This window comes from Pseudomonas alloputida (assembly GCF_021283545.2).
GTDB lineage: Bacteria > Pseudomonadota > Gammaproteobacteria > Pseudomonadales > Pseudomonadaceae > Aquipseudomonas > Aquipseudomonas alloputida.
In genome coordinates, this window is sequence record NZ_CP128540.1 from 6,185,837 (window position 1) to 6,209,215 (window position 23,379).

General features: G+C 63.2%; 18 protein-coding genes. 10 read left to right on the plus strand and 8 right to left on the minus strand.

What is annotated here, in order from left to right; genetic code table 11:
- The first annotated feature begins 8 nt into the window (after positions 1-8).
- The 3 genes from LU682_RS28580 (at position 9) to LU682_RS28590 (ending at position 3,963) form a co-directional block, all read left to right on the plus strand.
- Positions 9-995, plus strand: coding sequence for a GlxA family transcriptional regulator (locus LU682_RS28580; protein ID WP_010955760.1), 987 nt, complete (start codon positions 9-11; stop codon positions 993-995).
- A 198-nt stretch (positions 996-1,193) separates the two neighbouring features.
- Positions 1,194-2,981, plus strand: a complete 1,788-nt coding sequence (locus LU682_RS28585; protein ID WP_010955761.1) for a monovalent cation:proton antiporter-2 (CPA2) family protein — start codon at positions 1,194-1,196, stop codon at positions 2,979-2,981.
- A 688-nt stretch (positions 2,982-3,669) separates the two neighbouring features.
- The gene (locus LU682_RS28590; RefSeq protein ID WP_049588352.1) at positions 3,670-3,963 is read left to right on the plus strand and encodes a hypothetical protein; all 294 of its coding nucleotides are present in this window, start codon (positions 3,670-3,672) and stop codon (positions 3,961-3,963) included.
- Between the two features lie 348 nt (positions 3,964-4,311).
- On the opposite strand, the gene ycaC (LU682_RS28595) is transcribed toward LU682_RS28590, so the two are convergent.
- On the minus strand, positions 4,312-4,941 hold the full coding sequence (gene ycaC / locus LU682_RS28595) for an isochorismate family cysteine hydrolase YcaC (RefSeq protein ID WP_010955763.1): 630 nt from the start codon (positions 4,939-4,941) through the stop codon (positions 4,312-4,314).
- 228 nt (positions 4,942-5,169) lie between these two features.
- On the opposite strand from ycaC (LU682_RS28595), the gene LU682_RS28600 reads away from it, so the two are divergent.
- The 3 genes from LU682_RS28600 (at position 5,170) to LU682_RS28610 (ending at position 9,147) form a co-directional block, all read left to right on the plus strand.
- The gene (locus LU682_RS28600; protein WP_010955764.1) at positions 5,170-6,081 is read left to right on the plus strand and encodes a LysR substrate-binding domain-containing protein; all 912 of its coding nucleotides are present in this window, start codon (positions 5,170-5,172) and stop codon (positions 6,079-6,081) included.
- 203 nt (positions 6,082-6,284) lie between these two features.
- Entirely contained in the window at positions 6,285-7,547 is a 1,263-nt protein-coding gene (locus LU682_RS28605) for an OprD family porin (protein ID WP_232857501.1), read from the plus strand.
- A gap of 1 nt (position 7,548) precedes the next feature.
- Positions 7,549-9,147, plus strand: a complete 1,599-nt coding sequence (locus LU682_RS28610) for an MFS transporter (protein WP_010955766.1) — start codon at positions 7,549-7,551, stop codon at positions 9,145-9,147.
- 176 nt (positions 9,148-9,323) lie between these two features.
- On the opposite strand, the gene LU682_RS28615 is transcribed toward LU682_RS28610, so the two are convergent.
- From LU682_RS28615 to ycaC (LU682_RS28630), 4 genes are all read right to left on the minus strand, one after another.
- A complete protein-coding gene (locus LU682_RS28615; protein ID WP_010955767.1) occupies positions 9,324-11,306 on the minus strand; it encodes an amidohydrolase in 1,983 nt (660 codons plus the stop codon).
- A gap of 199 nt (positions 11,307-11,505) precedes the next feature.
- Positions 11,506-12,324 carry an alpha/beta fold hydrolase gene (locus LU682_RS28620; protein WP_010955768.1) on the minus strand — a complete coding sequence of 273 codons (819 nt, stop codon included), beginning with the start codon at positions 12,322-12,324 and terminating at the stop codon, positions 11,506-11,508.
- Positions 12,325-12,364: 40 nt separating this feature from the next.
- Positions 12,365-12,673: a putative antibiotic biosynthesis monooxygenase gene (locus LU682_RS28625; protein WP_020193757.1), complete on the minus strand. Its 309-nt coding sequence runs from the start codon at positions 12,671-12,673 to the stop codon at positions 12,365-12,367.
- Positions 12,674-12,790: 117 nt separating this feature from the next.
- Positions 12,791-13,420: an isochorismate family cysteine hydrolase YcaC gene (gene ycaC / locus LU682_RS28630; protein WP_003253552.1), complete on the minus strand. Its 630-nt coding sequence runs from the start codon at positions 13,418-13,420 to the stop codon at positions 12,791-12,793.
- Positions 13,421-13,740: 320 nt separating this feature from the next.
- Between ycaC (LU682_RS28630) and LU682_RS28635 the strand changes: the two genes are divergently transcribed.
- Positions 13,741-15,168 carry a mechanosensitive ion channel family protein gene (locus LU682_RS28635; RefSeq protein ID WP_010955770.1) on the plus strand — a complete coding sequence of 476 codons (1,428 nt, stop codon included), beginning with the start codon at positions 13,741-13,743 and terminating at the stop codon, positions 15,166-15,168.
- A 108-nt stretch (positions 15,169-15,276) separates the two neighbouring features.
- On the opposite strand, the gene amaA is transcribed toward LU682_RS28635, so the two are convergent.
- Entirely contained in the window at positions 15,277-16,563 is a 1,287-nt protein-coding gene (gene amaA / locus LU682_RS28640; protein WP_010955771.1) for an L-pipecolate oxidase, read from the minus strand.
- A gap of 157 nt (positions 16,564-16,720) precedes the next feature.
- On the minus strand, positions 16,721-18,211 hold the full coding sequence (amaB, locus tag LU682_RS28645; RefSeq protein WP_003253547.1) for an L-piperidine-6-carboxylate dehydrogenase: 1,491 nt from the start codon (positions 18,209-18,211) through the stop codon (positions 16,721-16,723).
- 135 nt (positions 18,212-18,346) lie between these two features.
- On the opposite strand from amaB, the gene LU682_RS28650 reads away from it, so the two are divergent.
- Both LU682_RS28650 and hglS read left to right on the plus strand, forming a co-directional pair.
- Positions 18,347-19,237, plus strand: coding sequence for a LysR family transcriptional regulator (locus LU682_RS28650; protein WP_010955772.1), 891 nt, complete (start codon positions 18,347-18,349; stop codon positions 19,235-19,237).
- Positions 19,238-19,412: 175 nt separating this feature from the next.
- Positions 19,413-20,807 (plus strand): 2-oxoadipate dioxygenase/decarboxylase HglS, encoded by a 1,395-nt coding sequence (hglS, locus tag LU682_RS28655; RefSeq protein WP_010955773.1) that lies wholly within the window; start codon positions 19,413-19,415, stop codon positions 20,805-20,807.
- A gap of 98 nt (positions 20,808-20,905) precedes the next feature.
- Here hglS and LU682_RS28660 read toward each other — a convergent pair whose 3' ends face one another.
- A complete protein-coding gene (locus tag LU682_RS28660; protein ID WP_010955774.1) occupies positions 20,906-21,832 on the minus strand; it encodes a LysR substrate-binding domain-containing protein in 927 nt (308 codons plus the stop codon).
- Positions 21,833-21,989: 157 nt separating this feature from the next.
- Between LU682_RS28660 and LU682_RS28665 the strand changes: the two genes are divergently transcribed.
- On the plus strand, positions 21,990-23,378 hold the full coding sequence (locus tag LU682_RS28665) for a NorM family multidrug efflux MATE transporter (protein WP_010955775.1): 1,389 nt from the start codon (positions 21,990-21,992) through the stop codon (positions 23,376-23,378).
- Position 23,379: the final 1 nt, after the last annotated feature.

Below are 23,379 nucleotides of genomic sequence, written 5' to 3' on the forward strand. Positions count from 1 at the left end.
AAAGAGGTATGCAGGAAAAACCCGCCCACCGCACCGTGGCCATGGTGCTGTTCAACGATGTGTTACTGCTGGATGTCACCGGTCCCATGGATGCATTCGCCATCGCCAACCGGTTCTTGCCTGCAGCACGGCAATATCGGCTGCTGACCTTGGCCGAGGGGCAAGCAGTGGTACGCGGCTCATGCGGCCTGAAGGTAGTGGCCGACCGGCGCCTGGAAGACTTGCCGGAGGCCGTCGACCTGTTGCTGGTGCCGGGCGGCCCTGGGGCCTATGACATCGCCCTGCCAGGGATCGAGCGCTGGCTGCCCAAGGCCGTGCGCCAGGCAAAGCGCTTCGGTGCCATCTGCACCGGGGTGTTCCTGCTGGGGCGGGCCGGGTTACTGAATGGCTATCGCTGCACCACCCACTGGAACTACGTGGAGCGCCTGGCACAGGCGTTTCCCGAAGCCAAGGTGGAGACCGAGCAGATTTACGTGATGGACCGCTGCCTGATCACCTCGGGCGGTATCACTGCAGGGATCGACCTGGCACTGGCGGTGGTCGCCGAGGACCATGGCAAGGCGCTGGCCCTGGAAGTAGCCAAGGTACTGCTGGTAGCCCGCCACCGTCAGGGTGGGCAGACACCCTACGGGCCATTGCTGGCTGCGGTACCACGCGATGACTCGCCGATTGCCCGGGTGCAGGCCTATATCGTCGACCACATCGAGCAGGCGTTCACCGTGCAGAAAATGGCCGAACTGGTGGCCATGAGCGGGCGTAACTTTGCCCGGACGTTTCTGCGCGAGGTGGGCATTACGCCGCTGCAGTACCTGCAGAATGCGCGCATCGATCGTACGCGCAAGTTGCTCGAATGCGGTGACCTGCCGATGAAGGTGGTGGCGGCGCAGTGCGGGTTTGGCAGTGACCGACACATGCGCAAGGTATTCTTTGAGCGAATTGGCATGACGCCGGCGCAGTATCGGGCACAGTTTGGTGGCGGTGAACAGTCCGATTAGCGCTGCCTTCTTCGCGGGCGCGCCCGCTCCCACAGAGATAGCACAGGCCTTGAGCCCAGGTAAGCGCCGGCACCGATTGTCACTCTGGACAGGACAATTTTTCTTCCCGTCAGATGATTGTCTGACGCCACACTACCCCTCAGAATTGTCCGTCAAACTGTTCGAACGCTGCCCCGGCAGCTCATGGAGTACGAGCCAATGCCACACGAAGGCAGCCTTCTGCAAACCGCGGTGATCTTCCTGCTTGCCGCCGTCCTCGCCGTCCCCCTGGCCAAGCGCCTGCAACTCGGTGCCGTGCTCGGCTACCTGCTCGCCGGTGTGGTCATCGGCCCGCAAGCACTTGGCCTGATCCGCGACACAGAAAGCGTGGCGCACATTTCCGAACTGGGCGTGGTCTTGCTGCTGTTCATCATCGGCCTGGAACTGTCGCCCAAACGCTTGTGGCTGATGCGCAAGTCGGTGTTTGGTGTCGGCACTGCCCAAGTGGTGCTGACCGGCGCAGTCATCGGCGCCATCGCCCTGTTCGGCTTCAGCCAGACGCTACCAGCAGCCATCGTGCTCGGTCTGGGCCTGGCGCTTTCGTCCACCGCCCTTGGCCTGCAGAGCCTGGCCGAGAGCAAGCAGCTCAATGCACCGCACGGCCGTCTGGCATTCGCCATCCTGTTGTTCCAGGACATCGCCGCGATCCCGCTGATCGCCTTGGTACCGCTGCTGGCCGCCAGTGGCCCAGACACCAGCCAAGGCGACAGCCTGCAACACGGCCTGAAGGTATTCGCCAGCATCGCCGTGGTGATCATCGGCGGTCGCTACCTGTTGCGCCCGGTGTTCCGCACCGTGGCCCGCACGGGCCTGCCGGAAGTGTCTACTGCCACCGCACTGCTGGTAGTGATCGGCACCGCCTGGCTGATGGAAGAAGCGGGTATCTCCATGGCCCTTGGCGCTTTCCTCGCCGGCCTGCTGCTGGCCGACTCGGAATACCGTCACGAGCTGGAATCGCAGATCGAACCCTTCAAGGGCCTGCTGCTGGGGCTGTTCTTCATCAGCGTGGGCATGGGCGCCAACCTGCGCCTGCTGCTGGAAATGCCACTGGTGGTGCTGGGCCTGACCCTGTTGCTGGTGGCCGTGAAGCTGCTGTTGCTGATAGGCGTCGGCCGCTTGGTCGGCGGCCTGAACAGCGCCAGCGCCCTGCGCCTGGGCATGGTGCTGGCGGCCGGTGGCGAGTTCGCCTTCGTGGTGTTCAAGCTGGGCAAGGACCAAGGCCTGTTCGATACCCAGACCTACGACCTGCTGCTGATGACCATTACCCTGTCAATGGCCATCACCCCGCTGCTGATGCTGGGTTGCGCCCGCGCCCTCAAACGCCCGCAACCGGCGCGTGAAGTGCCCGAGCAGTACAAGCAGATCCAGACGGATACACCGCGGGTGGTGATCGTCGGCATGGGCCGCATGGGCCAGATCGTCGCGCGCATCCTGCGGGCACAGAAGATCCCGTTCATTGCCCTGGAAACCTCGGTGGACACCATCGAGATGACCCGCATGTTCGAACAGGTGCCGGTGTTCTACGGCGACCCGCTGCGCCCGGAGGTGTTGCACGCCGCCAAGGTGGGTGAAGCGGAGTATTTCATCATCACCATTGATGACCCTGAAGCCGCCATTCATACCGCCGCACGGGTGAAGCGTCTGTACCCTCACCTGAAGGTGCTGGCCCGGGCGCGTAACCGCCAGCATGTGCACAAATTGGCGGATGTGGGCGCCGAGCCGATTCGCGAGACGTTCTACTCCAGCCTGGAAATGACCCGCCGGGCACTGGTGGGGTTGGGCCTGAGCGATGAACAGGCGGCGGACCGCATTGCACGGTTTACCCAGCATGACGAAGAGGTGCTGGAGGCCCAGGGGCAAGTGCGTGATGACCGGGCCAAGGTGATGCAGACGGCCAAGGAGGCGCGGGTGGAGCTGGAGCGGTTGTTTGATTCGGATGCGGACTGAGGCCTTTTGGCGCGTGCCTTGAGGGTTGTAGTGCCTGTGAGATTGGGCGCCGCCCGCGCGGCGCTTCGCGGGTAAACCCGCTCCTACGTTTGTTTCGGGCCAGTTATTCCTGTGGGACGCGCACGCGAGCCCCCTGGCGCACGCCTCGATATCGCGTCGTACAAACAAGGCGGTCGCGCGCGCCTGGCACAGGAGGGATTGGCCAGAAACAAACGTAGGAGCGGGTTTACCCGCGAAGCGCCGCGCGGGCGGCGCTCGATCTCATGGGCGCCCAAAAACTATCGCCAGGCACCTGGAAGCCATCCTGCAATTTCCTGACGATCACCTCGCCGCCATGACGCGAACTCACAAAAACCATCACAAATCGTCTAATTCTCAGCTGGGTCCTACTTCCCCGCGAACCATTTCCTACGTTCACACCAATCCCAAGGAATTATCCTACACACCGTGTCGACGCCCGTCTGATTGTCCGGGGAAAGCCAGCTCTCTAGGCTGACCAGGTCGCTGTCGGTTCAGCGATCGGGTGTGGAAACCCGGATGTGATGAAGGGCTGCCGTTATGGCAGTTGTGCGCGTGAGGCCGTTTGGCCTACCGGCTTGCCTTCTCACCGGTTTTCCACCCCGCGCACAACTGCCGCCTTCTGCGTGGAAACGGGTGGTTGCAGTTCAATCCTGGAGAAGGAATTGCCATGAAAAGAATCGTCCCCGATCCACCCCTCCCCAACACCACACAACGCTCTTTCAGCCGCTGCGATGCCGGCCATCCCCCATTATTCACCGTGAACCCAGGCGTCTCGACCCACGATGCCCTGGTGCATGTCGCCCAATACCTGCGCGGTGCCTACGACTGTGGCTACAAAGCCTTGGAGCATCTGGATGACACAGGCAAGAGCCTGTTCTGGAGCAACCTGAACGCACTCGAAATGGCAGAAGGGTTGGTTGAGGCATTGCTGGATGGGATTGAGTCACAGCCCATGAACTGAGTCGCCTGTATCGGCCTCTTCGCGGGTGAACCCGCTCCCACAGAGTCCTCGTCGACACGGGTGTCAGTACCAACCACAGAAAAGGGCCACTGTTTCCAGTGGCCCATCAGATGCTCGATATTCATATGCACACCTCAAGCCGGGGTGTGGAGGTCTCACCCTACACTGATGATTCAGCCATCGATGGGGTTCCTGATCCAGTTACTGCCGCTGAATGACAACTGGCTTCGCGCTCGGGTGAAACGCTAACAATGCCGCCAATACAGGTCAACGACTGGAACAAAGCGCAACAAAAAAACCGGCTCCCTACAGAGAGAGCCGGCCTTTGTGCACGTTGCTGGTGGTTGATTACTTACCCGCAGTCAGCGCGTTATAGCTGGTCATCAGGTTGCGATAATCCGGAATGTGGTTGGAGCAAAGTGCAGCCAGCCCTTCGACATCGTTGCGCCAGTCGCGGTGCAGCTCGCAGGCCACGCCGAACCAGGTCATCAGTTGGGCACCCGCCTGGCTCATGCGGTCATGCGCGGCATCACGGGTCATTTCATTGAAGGTGCCGGAAGCATCGGTCACCACGAACACCTCAAATTCTTCCTCCAAGGCCGACAGCGCCGGGAACGCCACGCAAACCTCGGTCACAACACCTGCAATGATCAGCTGCTTCTTGCCGGTCGCCTTCACCGCCTTGACGAAATCCTCGTTGTCCCAGGCGTTGATCTGGCCAGGGCGGGCAATGTACGGCGCATCCGGGAACAGGGCTTTCAGTTCCGGCACCAGCGGGCCGTTGGGGCCTTGCTCGAAGCTGGTGGTGAGGATGGTCGGCAGGTTGAAGAACTTGGCCAGGTCAGCCAGCGCCAGCACGTTGTTCTTGAACTTGTCTGGCTCGATATCGCGCACCAGCGACAGCAGGCCAGCCTGGTGGTCAACCAGCAGTACGGCAGCGTCGTCTTTGTTCAGGCGGTTGTAGGTGAATTTGCTCATGGTCTGTGCTCCTAAGGGTTATGAACTTTTCAGCAATCCGGGGTGTTTCGCGTTGATGGGCACAGATTAAAATCATCACCTTTGCGGCGGTAGTTAGCAGAATCTGGCTTTAGCGTTCTGATTTATGAACGATGGATTTGTAGGGGCTGTGTCGGCCTCTTCGCGGCTAAAGCCGCTCCTACGAGCGAAGAGGCCGGTACAGGCAACCCAATACCCGGAGACCGATCATTGGAAGACCTCAACTCCCTCTACTACTTCACCCAGGTCGTCGAACATGGCGGCTTCGCCCCGGCCGGGCGGGCGCTGGACATGCCCAAGTCAAAACTCAGCCGGCGAATCGCCGACCTTGAAGACCGCCTGGGTGTGCGGCTGTTGAACCGCACCAGCCGCCACTGCTCGCTGACCGAAATCGGCCAGGCCTATTACAACCGCTGCCTGGCCATGCGCGTGGAAGCCGAGGGCGCGGCGGAAATCATCGAGCGCAACCGCAGCGAACCGCGCGGCCTGGTGCGCATCAGTTGCCCGACCACCCTGCTCAACTCCTGGGTCGGGCCGATGCTGACCCGCTACATGCTCAAGTACCCGCAGGTGGAGCTGTTCATCGAAAGTACCAACCGCCGTGTCGACCTGTTGCACGAGGGCTTCGACATCGCTCTGCGGGTGCGCTTTCCGCCGCTGGAGAACACTGACATGGTGATGAAGGTGCTGAGCAACAGCACCCAGTGCCTGGTCGGCCAGCCTCAATACCTGGCGCAACTGCCCAAAGGGTTTGACCCACAGCTGCTGGGCACACTACCCAGCGTGCATTGGGGCAGTGCACAGCGCGAGTACCAGTGGGAACTGTTCCAGGGTGAGGACAACAGCCGCAGCATCGTCATCCCGCATACACCACGCATGGTGACTGACGACCTGTTTGCCCTGCGCCATTTCGTGGTGGCCGGAGTGGGGATCGCGCACTTGCCGCGGGTGGCGGTGCGTGAGGACCTGGCGGCGGGACGTCTGGTTGAGCTGATTCCGGACTGGCACCCGCGTTGCGGCATCGTGCATGCGATCTTTCCATCGCGACGTGGGTTGCTGCCTTCGGTGCGGGCGCTGATCGATCATCTGGCTGAGGAGTTCGCCATCAGCGACATGGCTTGAGTGCCTGGCTGGCTGAGCCGCCCTCTTCGCGGGCATGCCCGCTCCCACAGGTATTGCACAAGGCTCGGGGCCAGTGGCAAACCCGTGGGAACGCGCGCGCCCGCGAAAAGGCCGGCACAGGTAAACCGCTCCCCCAGCACACCCTTACAAGACCCCTGGCCTATCCTTGCTCCACAGTCCCGGATCATCCCCCGGAGCTCCCCATGATCCGCGCCACACACGGACCAGGCCGCGCCCTGCTCGCCACCCTCGCCCTCTGGCCGGCGCTGAGCCACGCCGAAGCGCCCGGCTGGTCGCTGCTCAGCCGCAACTATTTCCTGCACAGTGACTTCCGCTCGCCCTCCGGCAGCGGCCAGAACTATCGCCAGGAATGGGCCCAAGGCTTCATCGGCGAGGTGCGTTCCGGTTTCACCGAAGGCACTGTCGGCGTCGGCATCGATGCCCATGGCTTTCTTGGCCTCAAGCTCGACGGCGGCCGCGGCCATAGCGGCACCGGCCTGCTGCCACGCGACAGCGATGGCCGCGCCGAGTCCGAGTACTCCAGCGCCGGTGCCGCGCTCAAAATGCAGTTAGGCAACACCCAACTGCGCTATGGCGAGATGATGGTGGAAACCCCGGTGTTCGACACCGGTGACAAACGCCTGCACCCGGAATACGCCACCGGCTGGTGGGTGGAAAACACCGACCAGCCCGACTGGCGCCTGCAGGCCGGGCGTTTCACTGCCTTCAACAACCAGGACAACAGCTCCACCCACGACGACTTCAGCGGCTACGGCGCGACCACCCACAACCGGGCCATCAGCCTGGCCGGTGCCACCTTCGCACCCAACGGGCCGTTCGGCGCCGCACTGTATGCCGGGCAACTGGAAAACACCTGGCGCCAGGCCTACCTCAACCTGAACCTGGCCCAAGGCAACTGGCGCCTGGACGGCAACCTGTACAAAACCCGCGATACCGGCAACGCCAGCGCCGGGGCGATCGACACCCTCGCTTACAGCCTGCTGGCCAAGTACAGCTTCGGCGCCCAGGCGCTGAGCGTGGCCTACCAGAAGGTCGAGGGCGACACCCCGTTCGACTTCGTCGGCGGCGACTCCATCTACCTGGCCAACGCGATCAAGTACGCCGACTTCAACGGCCCTGGCGAGCACTCGTGGCAACTGCGCTATGACCTGAACTTCGCCACCCTCGGTGCACCTGGCCTGAGCCTGATGTGCCGCTATGTCAGCGGCCGCGGCATCGACGGCAGCCATGCGCCTGCGGGCGGCGCCTATGTGAACCAGTACGGCGACGGCGGCAAGCACTGGGAACGCGACATCGACCTGAAATACGTGGTGCAGTCGGGGGCAGCCAAGGACCTGAGCCTGTCGTTCTCCCACGTCAGCCACCGCGCCAACCAGGCCCAGGCGGGCGATGATATCGACCGCATCTACCTGATCATCGAATACCCACTCAAAGGCAGCTTCTGACATGAGCACATCACCTTCAGGTGCCTGGAGCCCGTTGCGTAACACCACCTTCCGCATGCTGTGGATCGCCACCATCGCCTCCAACATCGGCACCTGGATGCACGAGGTGGGCGCCGGCTGGCTGATGACCACGCTGTCGGCCAGCCCGCTGCACGTGGCGTTGATCCAGGTAGCCGGCTCGCTGCCGATGTTCTTCCTGGCCCTGCCGGCTGGCGCAGCGGCGGACATCGTCGACAAACGCCGCTACCTGTTGCTGGTGCAGCTGTGGATGTCTTGCGTAGCGGTTGTGCTGGCGGCCCTGACCTTGCTCGGGATGATGAACGTCACCTCGCTGCTGGTGCTGACCCTGGCACTGGGCATTGGTACAGCGCTGATGATGCCGGCGTGGAGCGCACTGACACCGGAACTGGTGCGCAAGGAGGACCTGGCCAACGCGGTGGCGCTCTCCAGTGTCGGCATCAACGTGTCACGGGCCATCGGCCCGGCACTGGCGGGGGTGGTGGTGAGCATGGTCGGCCCGTGGCTGACCTTTGCCCTGAATGCCATCTCGTTCGCGGGTGTGATCCTGGTGTTGTTCCTGTGGAAGCGCGAGGTGAAGGAACCACTGCTGCCGGCCGAACGCTTCGTTGGCGCCATGCGCACTGGGCTGCGCTTTGCCCGCAGCGCCAAGCCTTTGCAGGCCGTGATGCTACGCGCGTTGGCGTTCTTTTTCTGCGCCAGCGCCGGTACTTCGCTGCTGCCGCTGATCGTGCGTGGCGAGATGCGCGGCACCGCAGCGGACTTCGGCCTGCTGCTGGCGGCCATCGGTATTGGCGCAGTGGCGGGTGCCACCTTGCTGCCGCGCCTGCGCGAGCGCATCAGCCGTGACCGGCTGGTGTTACTGGCCAGCCTGTTGTATGCCCTGTTCCTGCTGGCCCTGGCGTTGGTGCGCAATTTCTATGCGCTGCTGCCCGCGATGCTGCTCAGTGGCGCGGCGTGGATCGCGGTGCTGTCCAACCTGCAAGTGGCTGCACAGACTTCGGTGCCAGCCTGGGTACGGGCGCGGGCTTTGTCGGTATACATTCTGATTTTCTTCGGCGCCATGGCCTGTGGTGGCCTGCTGTGGGGCACGCTGGCCAGCCATGCAACGCTCACCTTCAGCCTGCTGGTGGCCGCAGGCGGCCTGGCGCTGGGTACCTTGCTGACCTGCAAGGTGGCGCTGCCGGAAACCGAGGCAGAAGAGCTGACGCCGTCGCTGCATTGGCCGGTGCCGGTGTTGAGCGATGACATGGACAAGGAAGCCGGACCGGTGATGGTCACCGTCGAGTACCACATCGCCCCCACCAAGGCCGAGGCCTTCCAGCAGGCGGCGCGGGAGCTGGAAGCGATGCGCAAGCGCAATGGCGCATTGTCGTGGGGGTTGATGCGGGACAGTGCTGATCCGGCGTTGTGGCTGGAGTTCTTCTTCGAGGAATCGTGGCTGGAGCATCTGCGACATCACCACCGGGTGACCCGTGGTGAACTGAAGATCGAGGCGCGGGTCAGGATGCTGCAGACCGATGGGGTTGAGGTGCGGATTCGGCATCTATTGGCTGGTGGGGAGCATAAGGCACACCATTGATGCCGGCCCTTACGGCCCATTCGCGGGTGAACCCGCTCCTACACAGATCTGCGGTAGACACACACCGGACGTTGGAAACAGGCCGTTGTAGGAGCGGGTTTACCCGCGAAAGGGCCGGCACTGAAGACACAAGAAAGGGGCCAGTTATTGGCCCCCGTTCGTCACATCAGCTCAGCTTAGAAAGCGAAGCACGAACAGCCCAGCGCACCCCAGAAGCCCTGGAAGTCATTTACCGGCACGCTCGAATGCCGCGCCTTTTCGTGGCTGTGCGCATGCACACCACAAGGCCCGCTGCACTGGTGCACCGCGGCTGCCAACGATGGCGTACCGACACGCCAGTGCCCAGGCACCTTGGTCACCGGCGACCACTCCGGCAGCACCGGCACCTGCGGTGGGCCAAACTTGTCGAACTCGCCAGCACCGTACACCACCTTGCCATCAACGATGGTCAGCACCGACTCGATGCCCTTGATCGCCTCTTCATCGACACTGAAGAAGTCCAGCGACAATGCTGCCAGGTCAGCCAGCTGGCCCACCTTGATCTGGCCTTTCTTGCCTTGCTCACTGGAGAACCAGGCGCTGCCCTGGGTGAACAGTTGCAGCGCGGTGTCACGGCTCAGGCCTTCCGGGTACAGCTCCATGCCACCGACCGTCTTGCCGCTGACCAGCCAGTACAGTGAGGTCCATGGGTTGTAGCTGGACACCCGAGTGGCATCGGTACCCGCGCCAACCGGCACGCCCATCTCGAGCATGCGTTTGATCGGCGGGGTCTGCTCGGCGGCCTTGGCGCCGTAGCGGTCGACGAAGTACTCACCCTGGAAGGCCATGCGGTCCTGGATGGCAATACCACCGCCCAGCGCACGCACGCGCTCGATGTTCTGCGGGGTGATGGTTTCGGCGTGGTCGAAGAACCAGGGCAGGCCGTTGAATGGAATGTCGCGGTTGACCTTCTCGAACACGTCGAGCATGCGCGTGATCGATTCGTTGTAGGTGGCGTGCAGGCGGAATGGCCAGCGCTGCTCGACCAGGTGGCGCACCACCGGCTCCAGTTCTTCTTCCATGGTCTGCGGCAGGTCCGGGCGCGGCTCGAGGAAGTCCTCGAAGTCGGCGGCAGAGAACACCAGCATTTCGCCCGCGCCATTGTGGCGCAAGAAGTCGGTACCGCTGTGCAGCTTGACGCTGGAGGTCCACTTCTTGAAGTCGTCCAGTTCTTCCTTGGGCTTCTGGGTGAACAGGTTGTAGGCGATGCGTACGGTCAATTGATCGTTGTCGGCCAGCTCCTGGATCACGGAGTAGTCGTCGGGGAAGTTCTGGTAGCCGCCGCCGGCGTCGATGGCGCTGGTCAGGCCCAGCCGGTTGAGTTCACGCATGAACTGGCGAGTGGAGTTGACCTGATACTCCAGCGGCAGCTTAGGCCCCTTGGCCAGCGTGGCGTAGAGGATCATCGCGTTAGGGCGGGCGATCAGCATGCCGGTGGGGTTGCCGAACTTGTCGCGCTGGATCTCGCCACCTGGCGGGTTCGGCGTTTCCTTGGTGTAGCCGACGGCCTTGAGCGCGGCGCGGTTGAGCAACGCGCGGTCGTACAGGTGCAGCAGGAACACCGGGGTGTCGGGTGCGGCCTGGTTGATTTCCTCCAGGGTGGGCATGCGCTTTTCGGCGAACTGGTATTCGTTCCAGCCACCGACCACGCGCACCCACTGCGGGGTAGGCGTGCGCGCAGCCTGGTCCTTGAGCATGCGCAGGGCATCGGCCACTGACGGTACCCCTTCCCAACGCAGCTCGAGGTTGTAGTTCAGACCGCCACGGATCAGGTGCAGGTGCGAGTCATTGAGGCCCGGGATCACCGTGCGCTGCTTGAGGTCGATGATCTGCGAGGCGGCACCCTTGTGGGCCATGGCCTCGGCGTCGCTGCCCACGGCGATGAAGCGGCCGTCCTTGATGGCGACGGCGGTCGCGGTGGGCTTTTCTCGGTCAACGGTGTGCAGTTTGCCGTTGAACAGAATCAGGTCGGCGGTCATGGAACCTCCTTGCGTGGATGCGTGAGCGGAACCGGCTTGGCCGGTAAAAGGCAATGCGGACCAGAGTGCGCCAGCGGCACCAAGCACAGTGCTGGTGGCGAGGAACTGGCGACGGGTCTTGTCGTTGCGATCCTGGGACATGGGCTTCTCCGACTAGGGGCCGGCAGGGGGACTGCGAAGCATGCCGGTTGATGCAAGGCCTGGGCTTGAATGGATGTGCGGTGGGTTGAAGAAGGTTAGCCCTGGTCAAGCTTTTTGCTGCCTGGGCCGGCCTCTTCGCGGGTAAACCCGCTCCTACAACGTCTGTAGGAGCGGGTTTACCCGCGAATGTTTCCCACAATTACCGCTGAAGGAACGCCAGCAAGTCCTCATTCAGCTGCTGCGCATGAGTCACTGCAAAACCGTGCGGCGCCCCGGCATACACCTTCAGCTCGGCGCCACGAATCAGCTCCGCCGCCTGCTTGCCAGTGGTCTCGAACGGCACAATCTGGTCGTCATCGCCATGGATCACCAACGTCGGCACATCGACCTTGGCCATGTCCGGACGGAAATCGGTCTCCGAGAAGGCCGTCACACAATCCAGGGTGCCTTTGATGGACGCCATCAGCGCAATGTTCAGGGTCTGCGTCTGCACACCCTGGGACACCTGCTGCCCATGGTTCAGGCCGTAGAACGGCGTGGCGAAATCGGCGATGAACTGCGCGCGGTCGGCACGCAGGCCGGCCCGGATGCCCTCGAACACCGACAGGTCGACACCGTCAGGGTTATCGTCACGCTTGCCGAACACTGGCGTCACCGCGCCCAGCAACACCAGCCCGGCCACCCGCTCGCTGCCGTGGCGGGCGATATAGCGGCTGACATCACCGCCCCCCATCGAGAAGCCCACCAGGGTGACGTCGCGCAGGTCGAGGTGCTCGATCAACTGGGCAATGTCATCGGCGAAGGTGTCGTAGTCGTAACCGTTCCACGGCTGGCTCGAGCGGCCGAAACCCCGGCGGTCGAAGGCGATGGCGCGGTAACCGCGGCTGGCCAGGAACTCCATCTGCGAATCCCACATGTCGGCATCCAGCGGCCAGCCGTGGCTGAACAGCACGGGCTTGCCGCTGCCCCAGTCCTTGAAATAGATCGAAGTGCCATCGCGGGTAACGAACGTGCTCATAGCGGTATCTCCTTGAAAGTGTCGAGATGAAGGCGTCGGCTCAGCCGCGCAGCCAGTTGGCGCAGCGGCGGGTTACCCAAGGCATGATGTAGAACACCACGGGCAGGATGACGAACAGGTTGACGATCAGGTTGCCGGTAATCACGCCGCCCAGCTGCGGGAAGCGCGCAAACAGCGGCGCCAGCAGTTGCGGGATGACCATGGTCATCGGGCAGATCACCAGGTAGGTCAGCAGTGCCTGCTTCCAGCGCGGCGGTTGCGCTGCCGGGGTGCCCGGGGAGCCATCAAGCACCTTGTGTTGCAGGCATACGGTCACCACTTCGCGGTTGTCATGGAGTGCGGTGTTCATCGGCGTTCCTTGGGATGAGCTTGCCCGCATCCACTGTGCAACGGCGGACGGGCGCTGGATTGGATAGGTGTGCTGCCCTGGGCGGGCACCGATTGGCGGTGCCCGCGGCGATTGGGCTTACTTGTTGGCGTTGAAGGCGTTGTAGCTGGTCATCAGGTTGCGGTAGTCCGGGATGTGGTTGGAGCACAGCGCGGCCAGGCCTTCGATGTCGTTGCGCCAGTCGCGGTGCAGCTCACAGGCCACGCCGAACCAGGTCATCAGTTGCGCACCTGCCTGGCTCATGCGGTCGTGGGCGGCGTCGCGGGTCATGGCGTTGAAGGTACCGGAGGCATCAGTGACCACGAACACGTCGAACTCTTCTTCCAGGGCCGACAGGGCCGGGAAAGCTACGCACACTTCAGTCACAACGCCGGCGATGATCAGTTGCTTCTTGCCAGTGGCCTTCACTGCCTTGACGAAGTCTTCGTTGTCCCAGGCGTTGATCTGGCCAGGGCGGGCAATGTACGGGGCGTCCGGGAACAGGGCTTTCAGTTCTGGCACCAGTGGGCCGTTGGGGCCTTGCTCGAAGCTGGTGGTAAGAATGGTCGGCAGGTTGAAGAACTTGGCCAGGTCGGCCAGGGCCAGCACGTTGTTCTTGAACGCGTCCGGCTCGATGTCCCGCACCAGGGACAGCAGGCCCGCCTGGTGGTCAACCAGCAGTACAGCGGCGTCGTCTTTGTTCAGGCGGTTGTATTTGAAGTGGGTCATGGGGGTAGCTCCTAAGGGTTTTGATGTTCAGTAAGTTGGGTGTTTCGCGTTGATGGGAGAAGATTAAAACCACCACCTTTGGAGCGGTAGATAGTGGTTTTTGCCTTTAGCGTTCTGTTTTAGGAACGATAGATTGGCGTTGGTTTTGCTGGCCTCTTCGCGGGCACGCCCGTTCCCACAGGGATCGCACAAGATTCAAAACCAGCGCTTTACCTGTGGGAACGGGCAAGTCGCGAAGGGGCCAGCACAGGCTTGCATTGCCTGCCTGGCAAACCTGCTCTATTACTACCCACAGCCCTCCCCTCACCCCCGAGATCACCATGCTGGCGTTCATCCAGTCGTCCCCGTTGTTGCTCGGTTGCGCCTTGATCCTGCTCGACCTCGTGCTTTGGCAACTGATCCCCATTCAGCGCCATGCCTGGCGCATCAGCGCGCGCCTGGTGATCTTCCTGCTGTTCAGCTCAGTGCTGATGGCCGCTGGCATGAGCCCGCTGCAACCACCGCCGTGGCCCGACGATGTCTCGCGCAACCTGATGGCCACGGTATTGGCCATCGGCTGGTGGCTGTTCGGTGCGCGCACGGTAACCGTGGTATTCGGCCTGTTGCTGGTGGCCCGTGGCAGCCATGGCGGGCGCTTGCTGCAGGATGTGCTGGGGGCGTTGATCTTCCTCGCCGCCGTGGTCGCGGCCGCAGGCTACGTGCTGCAACTGCCGGTAAAGGGCCTGCTGGCCACCTCCGGGGTAATGGCCATCGTCATCGGCCTGGCGCTGCAGAGCACACTGGCTGACGTCTTCAGCGGCATCGTGCTGAACACCACGCGGCCCTATCAGATTGGCGACTCAATCTCCATCGACGGCACCGAAGGCAAGGTCCTGGATATCGACTGGCGCGCCACGCGCCTGCTGACCGGAACCGGCAGCCTGGCGGTGATCCCCAACTCGGTAGCGGCCAAGGCGCGGCTGCTCAACCACAGTCGCCCGGCCGATGTGCACGGGGTATCGATCAGCGTGGTGGTCCCGGCCAAGGTGCGGCCCAAGCGCGTGTTCGATGCGCTGGAAAAAGCCTTGCAGGGCGTCAGTGCCATCCTTGCAACCCCGAAGCCGAAGGTGACGGTAAAGGCCTCGACTCTGGAGTCGGTGGAGTACGAGGCCAGCGGCTTCGTGGCCGATGCGGGCGCCAAGGGCGATGCACGTAACCAGCTGTTCGACCTGGCGCACCGGCACCTGGAGGCCAGCGGGGTGATGTGGAACGTCGACCTGGCCGTGCCGCCGCGCAGCCGCCAGCGCGAGGTGCTGGATGAGGTGCGAGTGTTCCGCTCGCTGAGTGACGAAGAGCGCGATGCGTTGAGCCAGCGCATGACTGCAGTCGAGTACCTGGCGGACCAGGTGATCCTGGGGGTGGGCGAGCATTCCGATCATCTGCTGGTGATTGGCAGCGGTGTGGTATCGGCCTCGGTGCGCGAAGGAGACAAACTGTTGGAAGCCGGACGCATGGGGCCGGGTGAGGTGCTGGGGATCGAGGGGATCATCGACGAAGAAGATTCGCTGGCCGAATTCCGCACGCTGACCAGTTGCGTGCTGTACCGGATCGACAAGGAACAGGTGAAGAGCTGTTTGCAGCAGCGTGGCGAAGTGCAGACGGCGTTGAGCAAATTGCAGCGGTTCCGGCGGCAGAGCCGGGAGTCGTTGTTGTTGCAGAAGCCGGCTTCAATCAAGAAGGGTGGCTTCCTGAGTTGGTTGCACAAGTGAGCCTGTGCCGGCCTCTTCGCGGGTAAACCCGCTCCTACAAGTAGTGCACCGCCTGAGAGGGCTGTGGTGAACCTGTAGGAGCGGGTTTACCCGCGAAGAGGCCAGTACTTACAACACAACCCTCAGGCACTGCCCCGCGTGGTACAGCGAAAAACCGGACTCATAGAACGCTGTCCGCAGCGAAGGCGCGCTCACACCGCTCATCGGCGAAAACGGAATCGGCAGGCTGTCCGCCTCGCCCTTGAGCAGGAACTCGGCAAACGCCCGGCCAATCACGGTGCCGGTCGTGTTACCCCGCCCGTTGTACCCAGTCACCGCCACCAACCCAGGCGCCGGCTCGAACAGGCGCATCAGGTGGTCAGGGGTGAAGTCGATGCAGCCGGTCCAGTGCATTTCCCACTCGACCTTGCCCAGCTCCGGGTAATAGTGGCTCTGGATGCGATCGGCCCAGCTGCGCACGAACCAGGCTGGCTTGTTGTCGACCCGGCCCAGGCTGCCGAGCAGCAGGCGGCCCTGATCGTCGCGGCGGATGCTGCTGAGCACGGTGCGGGTATCCCACGAACCTTGGCCATGTGGCAGTACCTTGTCGGCTGCGATGCCCTGCAGCGGTTTGGAGGCTACCTGATAGTAATAACCGCGGAAGAACTGCTTCTGCAGGTTGCTCCAGTCACCTTCGGTGTAGGCGCCGGTGGAAATCACCACCTTTTCGGCGCGCACAGCGCCACGCGCAGTCTTCACTCGCCAGCCATCACCTTCACGCTCCAGGCCTTCGACCGAAGACTGCTGGAAAATCTTGCCGCCCAGGCGCGTTACAGCAGCCGCCAGGCCCTGGGTGTAGCCCATGGGGTTGATGGTGCCAGCACGGCGATCAAGCAGCGCAGCGGAAATCTTGTCGGTACCGCAGTATTCCTGGCACTGGGCACCGGTCAGCAGCTCGACGTCGGCACCTCGGCGGCGCCATTGTTCGTGACGCGCTTCGAGGTCGGCGATACCGGTGGCGTTGTGCGCCATGTGCAGCGTGCCTTTGTGCTGGGCCTGGCAGTCGATGCCGAGGCGCTCGATCATGGCGAACACTTCAGCCGGGGCTTCGCCAAGCACCTTGTTCAGGCGGCTACCCTGCTTCTGGCCAAGGGTGGCCTCGACGTCGTCGGGGCGGATCCACGTGCCGGCGTTGACCAGGCCGACGTTGCGCCCGGAGCCACCGTGGCCGATCTTCCAGGCCTCCAGCACGATCACCGACTTGCCCTGTTCGAGCAGGTGGATGGCCGCCGACAGGCCGGTAATACCGCCGCCGATCACACAGACATCGGCCTTGTGCTCACCGGCCAGGGCCTGGGCGGCGACGGTCGGTTTGCTGACGTGTTCCCACAAGCATTGTTGACGCAGTTCGGACATGGCCGGCTCCAGCAATTTGTTCTTGTTGGGGCCGCAGGGCGGCCCTTTCGCGGGTAAACCCGCTCCTACAGGGGTCGGTGTCGCTTGGACGAACCCTGTAGGAGCGGGTCTACGCGCGAACCGGGGGCCAGGCCCCCGGCCATGCAGCATCAATACATCAGTCGAACACGATACCCTGCGCCAGCGGCAGCTCGCGCGAGTAGTTCACGGTGTTGGTCTGGCGACGCATGTAGCCTTTCCAGGCATCCGAGCCCGACTCACGGCCACCGCCGGTTTCCTTCTCGCCACCAAACGCACCACCAATCTCGGCGCCGCTGGTACCGATGTTGACGTTGGCGATGCCGCAGTCGCTGCCCGAGGCGCTCTGGAAGCGCTCGGCTTCACGGATGTCGGTGGTGAAAATGCACGACGACAGACCTTGTGGCACTTCGTTGTTCAGGCGCAGGGCCTCCTCGAAGTCGTCGTAGGCCAGCACGTACAGGATCGGTGCGAAGGTTTCGTGGCGCACCACGTCACTTTGCGCCGGCATTTCAGCAATGGCTGGCGAAACGTAGTAGGCGTTCGGGTACTGGTCGGCCAGCTGACGCTCGCCACCGAATACCTGGCCACCTTCGTCGCGGGCCTTGGCCAGTGCGCCCTGCATGGCGTCGAACGACTGCTTGTCGATCAGCGGGCCGACCAGGTTGTCTTTACGTGGGTCGCCGATGCGCACTTTGCCGTAGGCGGCTTTGACGCGGGCAACCACTTCGTCCTTGATCGAACGGTGCACGATCAGGCGGCGCAGGGTGGTGCAACGCTGGCCGGCAGTGCCGACAGCCGAGAACAGGATGCCGCGCACGGCCAGGTCCAGGTCGGCGCTCGGGGCCAGGATCATGGCGTTGTTGCCGCCCAGTTCCAGGATGCTGCGGCCGAAGCGGGCAGCAACGCGTGGGCCGACTTCGCGACCCATGCGGGTGCTGCCGGTGGCGCTGACCAGCGGTACGCGCGGGTCGTCGACCATGGCTTCGCCAGCTTCACGGCCGCCGATCACCAGTTGTGCCAAGCCAGCCGGAGCATCGCCGAAGGCTTTCAGGGCTTTTTCGAACAACGCCTGGCAGGCCAGGGCGGTCAGCGGAGTCTTCTCGGACGGTTTCCATACCACCGAGTTGCCGGCCACCAGGGCCAGGGCGGTGTTCCAGGCCCACACGGCAACCGGGAAGTTGAAGGCGCTGATCACGCCGACCACACCCAGCGGGTGCCAGGTTTCACGCATGTGGTGGCCCGGGCGCTCGGAAGCGATGGTCAGGCCGTACAGCTGGCGCGACAGGCCAACGGCGAAGTCGCAGATGTCGATCATTTCCTGCACTTCACCCAGGCCTTCCTGGGTGATCTTGCCGGCTTCGATCGAGACCAGCTCGCCGAGGTCGGCCTTGTGCTCACGCAGCACTTCGCCGAACAGGCGCACCAGTTCGCCACGGCGCGGAGCCGGCACACTGCGCCAGGCTTCGAAGGCGCTCTGGGCCTGATCGATGCGGGCGATGGTCTCGGCCTTGCCGAGCAGTTTCACCGAGGCGATCTGGCTGCCGTCGATCGGCGTGTGAACAGGGTAGTCGCCCTGGGTGTAAGCCTCGGCGGCAACGCCAAGGCGCTCGAGCAATCCAGCAACCATTTGTGCATCTCCTACATCGGTGATGGGGTGGAAAAATGATGTGGATCAGTATTAATCCGATCACATAGGTACAACAAACGACCTTTATTCCGCATATCATTCCGTCAGGTAATGATTTGAGCCGCAGAGACCGCTATGTCAAAACGCCTGGTACCCTCCATGACCGCCCTGCAGTGCTTTGAAGCTGCAGCCCGCCATCTGAGTTTTACCCGTGCCGCCGAAGAACTGCACCTGACCCAGAGCGCGGTCAGCAAGCAGGTGGCGCAGCTGGAAGACATGCTGCGCCACCACCTGTTCCTGCGCATCCGCCGGCGCTTGCAGCTGACCCCGGCCGGCAGCCTGTACCTGGCCGAGGTCAACAAAATCCTGACCCAGGTGGATATGTCCAGCCGCTATGTGCTCACCTACGGCGAGCAGACCGAGATATTGAAGGTAGCCACTCAACCGAGTTTTGGCGTGCGCTGGTTGATCCCGCACCTCAAGGGGTTTGGCAAACGGCACGGCAATATCCACCTGGACATTCGCAACGAGATGGAGCCGTTCGCCCTGCTGCAAGGCTCGGCTGACGTGGTGTTCTTCTATGGCCAGGGCACCTGGCCGGGGGCCACTTGCGTGGAGTTGTTTCGCGAGGAGGTGGTGCCGGTGTGTGCGCCAGAGCTGCTGGCCGGGCGCAAGCTGGCCGGTGCCGAGGAGCTGGCCGAGCTGGTGCTGCTGCAAAGCACCTCGCGCCCGGAGGCCTGGCATGAGTGGTTCCTGGAGCAGGACCTGCAGAGCGTCAGCGCTTACCACGGGCCGCGCTTCGATACGTTCTATATGGCGTTGAGTGCAGCACAGGCCGGGTGCGGGGTAGCGCTGGTGCCGCGCTACCTGGCGGCGAAGGAACTGGCCGACGGTAGCCTGGTGGTGCCGTGGAACCATGCAATGCGCAGTGCCGGAGCGCATTACCTGGCGTATGCCGAGCATGCGGCAGAGGTGCCAAAGGTGCGGGCGCTGGTGGAATGGATTGGCGAGCAGTTGCAGGTTTGACGGCCTCTTCGCGGCTAAAGCCGCTCCTACGGGGACCGCGTAGGCGCGGCTTTAGCCGGGAAAGGGCCGTCGAGGTCGATCAAAAAAGGAATGACACACTCACTTTTTTTCGCTTGTGAGCAAAGTGCATTCCCAGCTTTCATGTAAGCGTCCGAACCCAACCAGGAAGCTAGCGATGCCCGCCAACGATTTCGTCAGCCCAGACAGCATCCGCGCGCAGTTCTCTGCCGCCATGTCGCTCATGTACAAACAGGAAGTGCCGCTGTACGGCACGCTGCTGGAGCTGGTGAGCGAAATCAACCAGCAGGTGATGGCCCAGCAACCCGAAGTGGCAGAGGCCCTGCGCTGGACCGGCGAAATCGAGCGCCTGGACCAGGAACGTCACGGCGCCATCCGCGTCGGCACCGCCGAAGAACTGGCCACCATCGCCCGCCTGTTCGCCGTCATGGGCATGCAACCGGTCGGCTATTATGACCTCAGCTCCGCTGGCGTACCGGTGCATTCCACTGCCTTTCGCGCGGTGCACGAGCAATCGCTGCATGTCAGCCCGTTCCGTGTGTTCACCTCGCTGCTGCGCCTGGAGCTGATCGACAACCCGCAGTTGCGCGAGCTGGCACAGAGCATCCTGGCCAAGCGCCAGATCTTCACCTCCCGCGCCCTCGAACTGATCGCCCAGTGTGAGCGCGAGGGTGGCCTTGACGCCGCGGATGCAGAGACGTTCGTGCAGGAAGCGCTGCACACCTTCCGCTGGCACCAGGACGCTACCGTCACGGCCGAGCAATACCAGCAGCTGCACGACCAACACCGCCTGATCGCCGATGTGGTGGCCTTCAAGGGCCCGCACATCAACCACCTGACCCCGCGTACCCTGGATATCGATGCAATCCAGCTCGGCATGCCTGCCAAGGGCATCCCGCCGAAGGCCGTGGTTGAAGGCCCGCCCACCCGCCGCCACCCGATCCTGCTGCGCCAGACCAGCTTCAAGGCCCTGCAGGAAACGGTCGCCTTCCGCGACCAACAAGGCCGCGAAGGCAGCCACACCGCACGCTTTGGCGAAATCGAGCAACGCGGCGCGGCGCTGACGCCGAAAGGTCGCCAGCTTTACGACAAGTTGCTCGACGCTACCCGCGTTGCGCTGGGTGGCGCTCCGGCCGAAGCCAATGCCGAGCGTTACATGGCGCTGCTACAGGCAAACTTTGCCGAGTTCCCGGATGACCTGGCGCAAATGCGCGAACAGGGCCTCGCATATTTCCGCTACTTCGCCACCGAGAAAGGCCTGGCCGCACGCGACCAGGAAGGCCGCCCGACCACCCTGCAAGGCTTGATCGACGCGGGCCACGTGCACTTCGAGGCGCTGGTGTACGAGGACTTCCTGCCGGTGAGTGCGGCGGGGATCTTCCAATCCAACCTGGGCGACGATGCGCAGGCCGAATACGGCAGCAACGCCAACCGCGAAGCGTTCGAAGCGGCGCTGGGGTTGCAGGTACAGGATGAGCTGGCGCTGTATGCGCAAAGCGAGCGCCGGTCGCTGCAGGCCTGTGCACAGGCGTTGAACCTGGGTTCGATGTAAATCTGTACCGGCCTCTTCGCGGGCTCGCCCGCTCCCACAGGTACAGGGCATACGACCTGTGGGAGCGGGCGAGCCCGCGAAGAGGCCGGTGCAGGTGATCAAAGACGCGGCAGGATTTCCACATCCGGCAAATCCATTGCCGCCACCTCGCCTTCCAGGAACGCACTCAACCGCCGCAACCGCTCGCCGCCTCGCCGGGTGCGCGGCCACACCAGGTAGTAATCCATGCCGCTGGGCACCGCCGTCGGCCATGGCAGGCTCAAGCGCTTCTGCGCCACATCTTCGGCCACCATCAGCAGGTCGCCCATGGATATCCCGTAGCCACGCGCCGCGGCAATCATGCCCAGCTCCAGGGTATCGAACACCTGGCCGCCCTTGAGCGACACCTGGTCGCCAAGCCCCATCCGCTCCAGCCATTCCCGCCAGTCACGCTTGTCCACCGTGGGGTGCAGCAGTTCGACAGAGGCCAGCCTGCAAACATCCCAGGGCTCCTCGTCGAGCAGGTCCGGCGCGCCGACCGGGATCAGTAGCTCAGGGAACAGCTTGCGCACCTCCCACTCCGGCGGGAATACCCCGTCGCTGAGCAACACCGCGCAATCGAATGGCTCCTGGTTGAAATCCACATGGTCGACATCCATCCAGGCGCTGGTCAGCTGCACTTCATTGCCCGGCTGCAGATGCCGAAAGCGGCTAAGGCACGCCAGCAACCAGCGCATGGTCAGGGTCGAGGGGGCTTTCATGCGCAGTATGTCGTCTTCACCACACAAGGTTTCACAGGCCCGCTCAAACGCCGCGAAGCCCTCGCGCACGCCCGGCAGCAGTACCCGCCCCGCTTCGGTAAGTTGCAGGCTGCGGCCACTGCGCACGAACAGGCGACAGGCAAAATGCTCCTCCAGCGTACGGATATGCCGGCTGATGGCGCTTTGGGTGATGGACAGCTCTTCGCCTGCACGGGTGAAAGAACTTAGCCGCGCGGCAGCTTCGAATGCGCGCAAGGCATACAGCGGTGGTAGCTGGCGTGGCATGAGGCACCTGCAATATGGGCGTGTGAGGCAAATCCCCGAGAAACCTATATACATGAGTTCAACTCATGCCAACTATCGCATTTATCCTTTTGTGCAAAGTTGACCAAAGCCTCAGAATCGCCCTTCGTTGATCACCCCAGAATGAAGGACTGCCCCCATGCACGTCGCGCCCACCACAGAACTCAAGGCTTTGCTGCGCCTGGCCGGGCCGCTGATTGCCTCGCAGTTGGCGCACATGCTGATGGTGCTGACCGACACCCTGATGATGGCCCGCATCAGCCCTCAGGCTTTGGCGGGTGGTGGCCTGGGGGCAGCCAGCTATTCGTTCGTATCGATCTTCTGCCTGGGCGTGATCGCCGCCGTCGGCACGCTGGTGGCCATTCGCAAGGGTGCCAACGACATCGAAGGCGCCACCCGACTGGCGCAGAACGGCCTGTGGCTGGCCTGGGCCTTGGCGCTGTTCGCTGCGCTGGTGCTGTGGAATCTTGAACCTGTGCTGCTGCTTTTCGGGCAGAAGCCCGAGAACGTGGCCTCGGCCGCCGAATTTCTCACCCTGCTGCCACTGGCCCTGCCCGGTTATCTGACCTTCATGGCCTTGCGTGGCTTCACCAGCGCGCTGGGTCGCTCGACCCCGGTGATGGTCATCAGTTTGTTCGGCACGGTGCTCAACTACCTGTTCAACGTGGCACTGATCGAAGGCATGTTCGGCTTGCCCAAGCTGGGCCTGATGGGTATCGGTCTGGTCACCGCAGTGGTGTCGATGGGCATGGCCACTGCCTTGGCGTTGTATATCCGCTGGCATCCGGCCTATACCGCCTACCCGCTGCGCAAGGGCCTGTCACGCCCATCACTGGCGGCCCTGCGCGAGCTGTGGCGGCTGGGCCTGCCGATTGGCGGTACCTACATGGTGGAAGTGGGCCTGTTCGCCTTCGCCGCGCTGTGCATGGGCGTGCTGGGCAGCACCGAACTGGCGGCGCACCAGATTGCCCTGCAGATCGTGTCCACGGCATTCATGGTGCCGACTGGCTTGTCCTATGCGGTGACCATGCGCGTCGGCCTGTACTACGGCGCTGGCAACCTGCTGGCGGCGCGCAGCGCCGGGCGGGTGGGCATCGGGTTTGGGGCCATGATCATGTTTGCCTTCGCCACGCTGTTCCTGCTGCTGCCCGAAGCACTGGTAGGCCTGTTCATCGACCGTAATGACCCGGCCTTTGCCGCGATCTTCCAGGTGGCCGTGCAGTTGTTGATGGTGGCGGCGTGGTTCGAACTGTTCGACGGCATGCAGACGATTGCCATGGGCTCGATCCGTGGGTTGAAAGATGCCAAGACCACCTTCCTGATCGGGCTGGTGTGCTATTGGCTGGTGGGGGCGCCGAGTGCCTGGCTGTTCACCTTTACGCTGGGCGGTGGTGCAGTCGGGATCTGGTGGGGGCTGGCGCTGGGGCTGGCATGTGCGGCGGTGGCGCTGACCTTTGGCTTTGAGTGGCGGATGAAACGGTTGTTGGGTAAGGCGGGGGTTCGTACAGAAGCTGCTGTTTCGGCCTGAC

Coding starts and splice junctions, on each gene's coding strand:
- LU682_RS28580 (WP_010955760.1), top strand. CDS start 9: ATGCAGGAAAAACCCGCCCACCGCACCGTGGCCATGGTGCTGTTCAAC.
- LU682_RS28585 (WP_010955761.1), top strand. CDS start 1,194: ATGCCACACGAAGGCAGCCTTCTGCAAACCGCGGTGATCTTCCTGCTT.
- LU682_RS28590 (WP_049588352.1), top strand. CDS start 3,670: ATGAAAAGAATCGTCCCCGATCCACCCCTCCCCAACACCACACAACGC.
- ycaC (WP_010955763.1), bottom strand. CDS start 4,941: ATGAGCAAATTCACCTACAACCGCCTGAACAAAGACGACGCTGCCGTA.
- LU682_RS28605 (WP_232857501.1), top strand. CDS start 6,285: ATGATCCGCGCCACACACGGACCAGGCCGCGCCCTGCTCGCCACCCTC.
- LU682_RS28610 (WP_010955766.1), top strand. CDS start 7,549: ATGAGCACATCACCTTCAGGTGCCTGGAGCCCGTTGCGTAACACCACC.
- LU682_RS28615 (WP_010955767.1), bottom strand. CDS start 11,306: ATGTCCCAGGATCGCAACGACAAGACCCGTCGCCAGTTCCTCGCCACC.
- LU682_RS28620 (WP_010955768.1), bottom strand. CDS start 12,324: ATGAGCACGTTCGTTACCCGCGATGGCACTTCGATCTATTTCAAGGAC.
- LU682_RS28625 (WP_020193757.1), bottom strand. CDS start 12,673: ATGAACACCGCACTCCATGACAACCGCGAAGTGGTGACCGTATGCCTG.
- ycaC (WP_003253552.1), bottom strand. CDS start 13,420: ATGACCCACTTCAAATACAACCGCCTGAACAAAGACGACGCCGCTGTA.
- LU682_RS28635 (WP_010955770.1), top strand. CDS start 13,741: ATGCTGGCGTTCATCCAGTCGTCCCCGTTGTTGCTCGGTTGCGCCTTG.
- amaA (WP_010955771.1), bottom strand. CDS start 16,563: ATGTCCGAACTGCGTCAACAATGCTTGTGGGAACACGTCAGCAAACCG.
- amaB (WP_003253547.1), bottom strand. CDS start 18,211: ATGGTTGCTGGATTGCTCGAGCGCCTTGGCGTTGCCGCCGAGGCTTAC.
- LU682_RS28650 (WP_010955772.1), top strand. CDS start 18,347: ATGTCAAAACGCCTGGTACCCTCCATGACCGCCCTGCAGTGCTTTGAA.
- hglS (WP_010955773.1), top strand. CDS start 19,413: ATGCCCGCCAACGATTTCGTCAGCCCAGACAGCATCCGCGCGCAGTTC.
- LU682_RS28660 (WP_010955774.1), bottom strand. CDS start 21,832: ATGCCACGCCAGCTACCACCGCTGTATGCCTTGCGCGCATTCGAAGCT.
- LU682_RS28665 (WP_010955775.1), top strand. CDS start 21,990: ATGCACGTCGCGCCCACCACAGAACTCAAGGCTTTGCTGCGCCTGGCC.